General features: G+C 53.1%; 3 protein-coding genes and 1 pseudogene. 2 read left to right on the top strand and 2 right to left on the bottom strand.

The genetic code is table 11. The annotated features are described in order from the left end of the window. Window positions 1–81: 81 nt before the first annotated feature. Together WX88_RS29125 and WX88_RS24535 are read right to left on the bottom strand one after the other, a co-directional pair. Complete coding sequence (locus WX88_RS29125; RefSeq protein WP_072053101.1) at window positions 82–1428, bottom strand: glycoside hydrolase family 16 protein; 1347 nt, start codon at window positions 1426–1428, stop codon at window positions 82–84. Between the two features lie 386 nt (window positions 1429–1814). Beyond that, window positions 1815–3461, bottom strand: coding sequence for a glycosyltransferase family protein (locus WX88_RS24535; protein WP_156176411.1), 1647 nt, complete (start codon window positions 3459–3461; stop codon window positions 1815–1817). Between the two features lie 319 nt (window positions 3462–3780). Between WX88_RS24535 and WX88_RS32215 the strand changes: the two are divergent. Then, window positions 3781–4879, top strand: a pseudogene (locus WX88_RS32215) (IS3 family transposase). A gap of 607 nt (window positions 4880–5486) precedes the next feature. Continuing rightward, complete coding sequence (locus WX88_RS24525) at window positions 5487–6929, top strand: aldehyde dehydrogenase (protein WP_046247075.1); 1443 nt, start codon at window positions 5487–5489, stop codon at window positions 6927–6929. Window positions 6930–6979 lie beyond the last annotated feature (50 nt).

The raw sequence follows: 6979 nt of genomic DNA, 5'->3' as shown, positions 1-6979 counted from the left end.
AAATTCCTGCCCGGAAAATTTACCATCACTCTTTGGGACTATACATCTTATAAAATATGAACGGGAGTAAATAAATTCCCTTTACCAACTACCAGCGGGGGATGGGTTGTGGGGTATATTGATAATGAATAGCGCCTGCGTTCGCACACATTGCTGCACTTGAAGCTTAACCATATAGAATCCAGCGGGTAGATTGGCTATAGGTGGGCGCCAAAAATTACTACGCCACAGTCCTTCGCTATATTTTTTCCCCAATGCATCGGTAATAGTCCAACGCAGCGCGGTAGTGTCGGGCAGATTAACTTGGACGGGAGTGTCACGTGTGCTCACTACCCAAGCGGGACACCAGTCAGGACTTGTAGGTAAGGCTATATTGGTATCGCAGGCAGGATTAAGATTGTCGCGTAGAGCTAAGCCTATTCGCCCCGACTCTGGAAGCCATAGTTGCCAGAACTGCTCACCAACAGGATTGCTGCGCTCGGGGGCAGAGGCTCGTGGCAATCTGAAAAGGTCAGAAGTAGGGGGGGGAGCGGTACCAAACGGCGAGACAGGTAACCGACGAGGCCGGTAGATGCGGATGTAGTCAATTTCTAGAGAGTCTCGGATGGGGGTGGCCCAAGCCCACATCGCTAAATTAGTGATGATGGCCATGGCGCAACCTAGAGGACGAAACCGGGTTTCACGGCGAATAGGTACGCCGTCAAAATAAAAGGTGAGTTGCTGTGGCATCCATTCAAGGGCGTATCGGTGAAATTCCTTAGTAAGATTACTCGCACCAGGCCAAAAATAGTAGCATTGGCAGGCTGGCTCTTCCAGCGGGCCGGGGTACCAGTACTCATGAGCATGATGGATTACATTATTACAAAACCCACCCTGATAGCCTTCAAAAACATCGACTTCGTCGGGAGCACCATATAGCCAAAAAGCTGGCCAGCTGTTGCCATCAACTGGCTGGCGACAGCGAATTTCAAACAAGCCGTAGCTGATACCCTCGCCCGGCGGGCAGGGAGCCGAGCGCATAGAGTCAGTACTACTGTGCCGGGCGTAGAGCATGCCCGAATTAAAGCGCAATTCGCGGTGCTCTTTAGCAAGCTGCCGGGGCTGGACCAGCCGGTGCGCCGTGAGGCGTAGCGTACCATTACGAACGTTCACTTCTTGCCCAACGTAGTACTGAGATTCCAACCCGCTCAAGTAGCGCCCCCAGGGATATGAGAAACGCCAGCGGGCAGCCAGCGCGGAACTGTCGCTGTCGATGTTAAACTCTTCGGCTAACTCGAGGCGCCAGTTAGCATAGCGGATGCTATCCTGCGCTTTCGCCGAAAAAACAACCCCTTGTGTCCAAACCAGTGCCCATCCCCACAGTAACAGAATGCGAAGCCACGGGCAGGTGGCGGGAATGGAAGAAGCACAGCAGACGGCGGATAGCAAATTAATTGATTCGTTTTAGCGTTGAACAGTAATGCTGCACGAAGTAGAGCGGCCAGTTTTGATTTTCGCAGTAGATGCGGAAAATGTATTCGCCAAGATTCCCATAAAATCGAATGAATAGACCTAACGAAATAAGGATAAAGACTTAGTATTCAACAGGTTTATAGTGAGTGTGATGGACTTATTTTTGAACTGTAAAAATCGGTGATCATGCCTCGTTCTGTGGTCGCTTTTCGAAGCATTTTTATTGAACATCGCTTATGCATCGCGAAATACCTTATAATTAATATGATGTTTTGTAAGGTCTTTAATTCGGGAGCAAGCCGAATGCCTGTCAAGCAAAATTACAGAACTAGTCTAGTGTATTACTAATGGCTAAAATTTGTCTACAACCGAGTTTTTTCGAAAATGGCCGCCTTATAGTGAATGTAGTTAGGCATATCTGGGTACATGGGAATGGAGTCCTGCCAGAGTTTCTTGAAGCGGCTGTCCTTTTCGAGCATATCTAAAGGAATGTGTGCTTCGACCGGACAAAACCATCCATCCCAAAACACATAGGTTCCGGATGGAATGCCATCTAGATATGGTGACCAATTTCTGGTTAAAGAGGGGCGTATAGTAGGGTCAAATAGATCTATATTTAGAGCTACGGCGTAGTAAGTATGCTCGAAAGCTAACGGATGCCAAGCCCAATGCGAGTCATGGCCTCTCAACCATTTTGTAGCTTTGTCAGCCAACTGTAAATCGGTTAGCTGCTGAAAGTCCCGGCGCCAGTGCAGGTTACTATGATAACCTATTAATCCGCCTCCGTCATTGACGAATCCGTGGTCTCGCGAAAATAACATGAAAATCAACGCTGCTATAGTACCTACCATTGACCAGCGGCGGCCGGTTGGTTCTGGAGTCAACTGGCTTAGCCAGGCAAGCCCACTAAGCGCCGCCACTGCGAAAAGGGGGGTGAGCACCGTAAGTACTCGTGTCATGCCGAATGACCCAAACAAACCCAAGGCCCAAAATGCGCTTTGAGCGCTAATGAACACCACAATGGAACCATGAACCAGCAGCAATTCGGTGCGGAACAACCGGCCAGACCATTGAGTTGGTATCAGGGCTCGCCGGACGGTTCGTACACCGCCTGCTATATATAGTAAGGTTAGTACCCAGCCTAGCAGCGTAGGGACGTGTTCCAAAAAATGAAGCCAGCGGCCATGACCGTACTGCGAGTGAAACGAGTAGGGATTATTGGTAAAAAGCCAAGCAAAATCGCCTAAGAATATACCCCCCATTATACTATATATTGCATAACCGAGTAGTAGCAACGGCAAAGTGCGCCATTGCCGCTGCCATATCATATACAGTCCCCAGATTCCTAGCATTAGTACTCCCTCGGAGCGGACAAAGGGTAACCATGATATCAAAGATACCGACCAGTATGGCCGGTTAGCCAAGGCTAGGAATACCGCCCCCACTAGTATTAGCCCAAACAATGGCTCAGTAAGGCCGGAAAATTGAATGCGGAAATAATCAGGTGCTCCATAGCAAAAGACAATGGCTAGGGCAGGCCATGGTAACTGGAAGTGCCGTGCGATACGATAAGTCAGCCAAGATGAGACAGCTACCACTACGCACTGAAACAGTTTCATACCTAAAAAACCACCCTGGGCAGGGAGAGTCGCTAGCAGCGTAAACAGCGGCTTAGCCCAGGCATTTAGCAGATTTTCAGGATGTTGCAACGCATAATGCGCAAAAAGGTAGTGGTAGATGCTGTCGCCACCATCGTAGGTATTTTTGGTTATGCAAGCCACCACCACTGAGGTGCCAAACAGTAGCACCAGTAGTAACAAGGCCATCCGATGTGCGCTTATTACCAAGCGCACCTTCAGGTCGTAGCTGATGACCGGATAGTTGTCTTGCGAGACAGTAGTTTGGCTATCTGGCTTGGTGATATAGATCATGCAAATATCGTGAAGAATCACAAAAATACGCACTGCTAGCGAATATGAAGCCGAAGATTTAATCAGTTCAGTGTACACCTTGATCCCTCGCCAGAAAGATTAGGCTGAGAGTAAAAACACTGGTTCTGGGCGCTATGGTAGTTCCACTCCAGCGTCAAGGGCCGAAGGCAGCTAGCTGAGGCTAGCGGATGCCGCACGTGCGCGGTGCAGAGCCGTGTCGTAGTGCCCGTGCCGGGCCCGGCGGCGCAATCGGTACAACTCCCGAAAACCATCAAGACCACTGAAGAAGCCTACTTTGCTGCCGGGGGCATTATTCCAGCGCACATGTACGCTCCCCTAAGTAGTGAGCCAGTTGGTAGTAGAGAAAGGCGTATTTTCACTACTTCACCCCTGACCCATGAAAAAAGGACGATTCAGCGAAGCGCAGATTGTCGCCATTTTGCAGTAACAACAGAGCGGGCAAACCGTGGCCCAAATCGTGCGGGAGCACGGCTTGAGCGAGGCCACGTTTTAGGCGTGGAAAAGCAAGTACGCCGGCGCCAGCGTCGCCGAGCTACCCAGGCTCAAGCACCTGGAAGAGGAAAATTGGCACCTCAAGCAGCTGTTCGCCGACCTAAGCTTGGAGAACCAGGCTATTAAGGAGATTTTGCGAAAAAAGTAGCCCGCCCTGCGGCGCGGCGCCAGGCAGCGCCGGGCGTGGTAACAAAAGACTGGAGCCAGCGCCGGGCGTGTGCGCTAGTGGGCCTGAGCCGGGGCAGTTACGCCCCGGCAGTTGGCCCTAGCAAAGACGAGCCGGTGCAGCAAGCGCTGCGGGCTTTGTCCGGGCGGCACCCGGGCTTTGGTGCCGCCGCGGCGGCACGTTGGGATTCTGGAAGCTACACCACCGGCTGCGTAAAAATGGCCTGACAATCAACCACAAACGCACGTGGCGCATCTATCGGGCGATGGGCTTGCACCTGCCCCGGCGGCTAAAGAAGCGCTTGGCCGCCCGCGTGAAACAGCCCTTAGTTGTGCCGGAGGCGGCCAATGGGTGTTGGTCGCTCGACTTCACCAGCGACGTGTTGACCGATGGGCGGCGCTTCCGCACGCTCAACGTGCTCGACGAGTACAACCGGCAGCTGCTGGGCGTCGAAATTGACTTCTCCCTGCCCGCCGCCCGGCTCGTGCAGGTGCTGACCCGGCTGATCGAGTGCCACGGCCGGCCCACGCAGCTGCGCACCGACAACGGCCCCGAATTTATCAGCGCCCGCCTCGGCGAATGGTGCGAGGCGAGCACCATTGCCCTGCACTGGATTCAGCCGGGTAAACCCACGCAAAATGCCTACATCGAACGGTTTAACAGCTCTTTTCGCCGCGAGGTACTTGACGCTTACTTATTCCGCTCGCTGGCCCATGTGCGCCAACTTGTCGGCGACTGGATGCTCGACTACAACACCTTGCGGCCCCACCAGGCCTTGAATTTTATGACCTCACTCGAGTTTAAACAAGCCGCCTAACATCTGCTAACTAATGGCCTACCAGATGGGGAAGCGTACATACGCTTCCTTGATTATATAGACAATTGGCAGTAGAGATAAAGCGTATTTTCACTGCCTGACCACTGCAGGATGAGAAAGGAGACTATTTAGCGAAACCCAGATGGTGGCCATTCTGCAACAGCAAGCCAGTAGACCGTCGCGCAAATCGTGCGCAAGCACGTCTTGGGCAGGGCCACGTTTTAGGCTTGGAAGAGCAAGTATACGGGGGCGTAATCGATCTAACCTAAAGTCTGTGGACAGTCAACGCATCCAGTCGAGTGCCACCGAGCTGGACTATCTCATGTGTACCCCAGAAGCAGCAATTGAGCAATTAAGGCCACCAGCAAGGTGGGCCACAAGCGAAGCAGGGGTGGAGCAGTGCCTTGCAGCTCGAGTGGTAGATTGGACTGCAACGAAGAATTTTGGGGGCTCATATAAATGAAGGATGGCCTAAATCAGACGGCAAATTAGGCAGAAAAAGGCCGAGGTGTGCGCCGAATGCCAAGCCGTTTCCGCACTCCACTTGTCCCACGTTTGTCGTACTAGCCGCTACTTTTAAGTTTCGGCTCTCAACTGCTATCTGCTCATGTTACAGATTCAAAACTACCTCAATGGCCACCTCACGCCTCCCCGATCTGGCCGCTACCTCGATAACATAGAGCCCGCCACCAGCCAGGTTTACGGCCAGATTCCCGACTCGGGCCCCGAGGATGTAGCCGCTGCTGTGGCCGCTGCCGAAGCTGCTCTACCAAGTTGGCGTAGGTTGCCTGCCGAAGAGCGTGGCCGCCTGCTGGTCAAGATAGCCGACCTCATTGATGCCAATCTGGAGCACCTAGCTCGTGCCGAAAGCCAAGATAACGGCAAGCCGCTCGGCTTGGCTCAGATAATGGACATTCCGCGGGCAGCCTCCAACTTTCGTTTCTTTGGCACTGCCGTCGAGCACTTTGCTACCGAGGCGCATCTGCAAGAGGGCATAGCCCTAAACTATACCGTGCGGCACTCCGTGGGGGTAGTGGGCTGCATCTCGCCTTGGAATTTGCCGTTGTACCTCTTCACTTGGAAGATTGCGCCGGCGCTGGCTGTGGGCTGCTGCGTGGTGGCCAAGCCATCGGAAATCACGCCTGCCACGGCTTTTCTGCTGAGTGAACTTTGCATTGAAGCGGGACTGCCAGCGGGGGTACTCAATATTGTTCACGGGACCGGGCCGGGCTGTGGGCAGGCAATTGTGGAGCATCCCGGCATCAAAGCTATCAGCTTTACGGGTGGTACGGCGACAGGGCGGCACTTGGCGGCTACGGCAGCACCCATGTTCAAAAAGCTAAGTCTGGAGTTGGGCGGCAAGAACCCTAACCTCATTTTTGCCGACTGCGATTTGGCTGCGGCCGTGGCTACCAGCATCCGTAGCAGCTTTGCTAATCAGGGCCAGATTTGCTTGTGTAGCTCTCGCATTTTCATCGAGCGGTCCATTTACGAAGTTTTCAAAACCGAGTTTCTCAAGCAACTGGAGCTGCAAAAAATAGGCGACCCATTCGAAGCAGATACTAAACAAGGAGCCTTGGTCAGCGAAGCCCATTTGTACAAAGTGCTGAACTACATCAGGCTAGCGCATGAGGAGGGCGGCATACTGCTGGCTGGCGGCCACCGCGTCACCGTGCCCGGCCGTTGTGAGAGAGGCTACTTTCTGGAGCCTACGGTCTTTGAAAACCTGCCGCACGACTGCCGCACCAATCAAGAGGAAATATTCGGCCCTGTCGTCACCCTCACACCCTTCGATACGGAAAACGAAGTCATTGCCTGGGCCAACAGCACCGACTACGGTCTGTCCGCCACCATCTGGACGACCAATCTCAACCGGGCTCACCGCGTGGCCCAGGCCCTGCACAGTGGCATTGTGTGGGTAAATACCTGGTTACACCGCGACTTACGCACGCCTTTCGGGGGGATGAAGAACTCCGGTATTGGCCGTGAGGGTGGCTTGGAAGCATTGCGGTTTTTTACTGAGGCCCAGAACATATGCGTGAAGGTTTGAGCTACCGATAGAACGTTTTTTTAGATGCCTGGATTTTATGATTAGTTATA

Source organism: Hymenobacter terrenus (assembly GCF_000972495.1).
GTDB classification, from domain to species: Bacteria; Bacteroidota; Bacteroidia; order Cytophagales; family Hymenobacteraceae; genus Hymenobacter; species Hymenobacter terrenus.
This window is presented reverse-complemented; position numbering and strand designations above follow the sequence as displayed.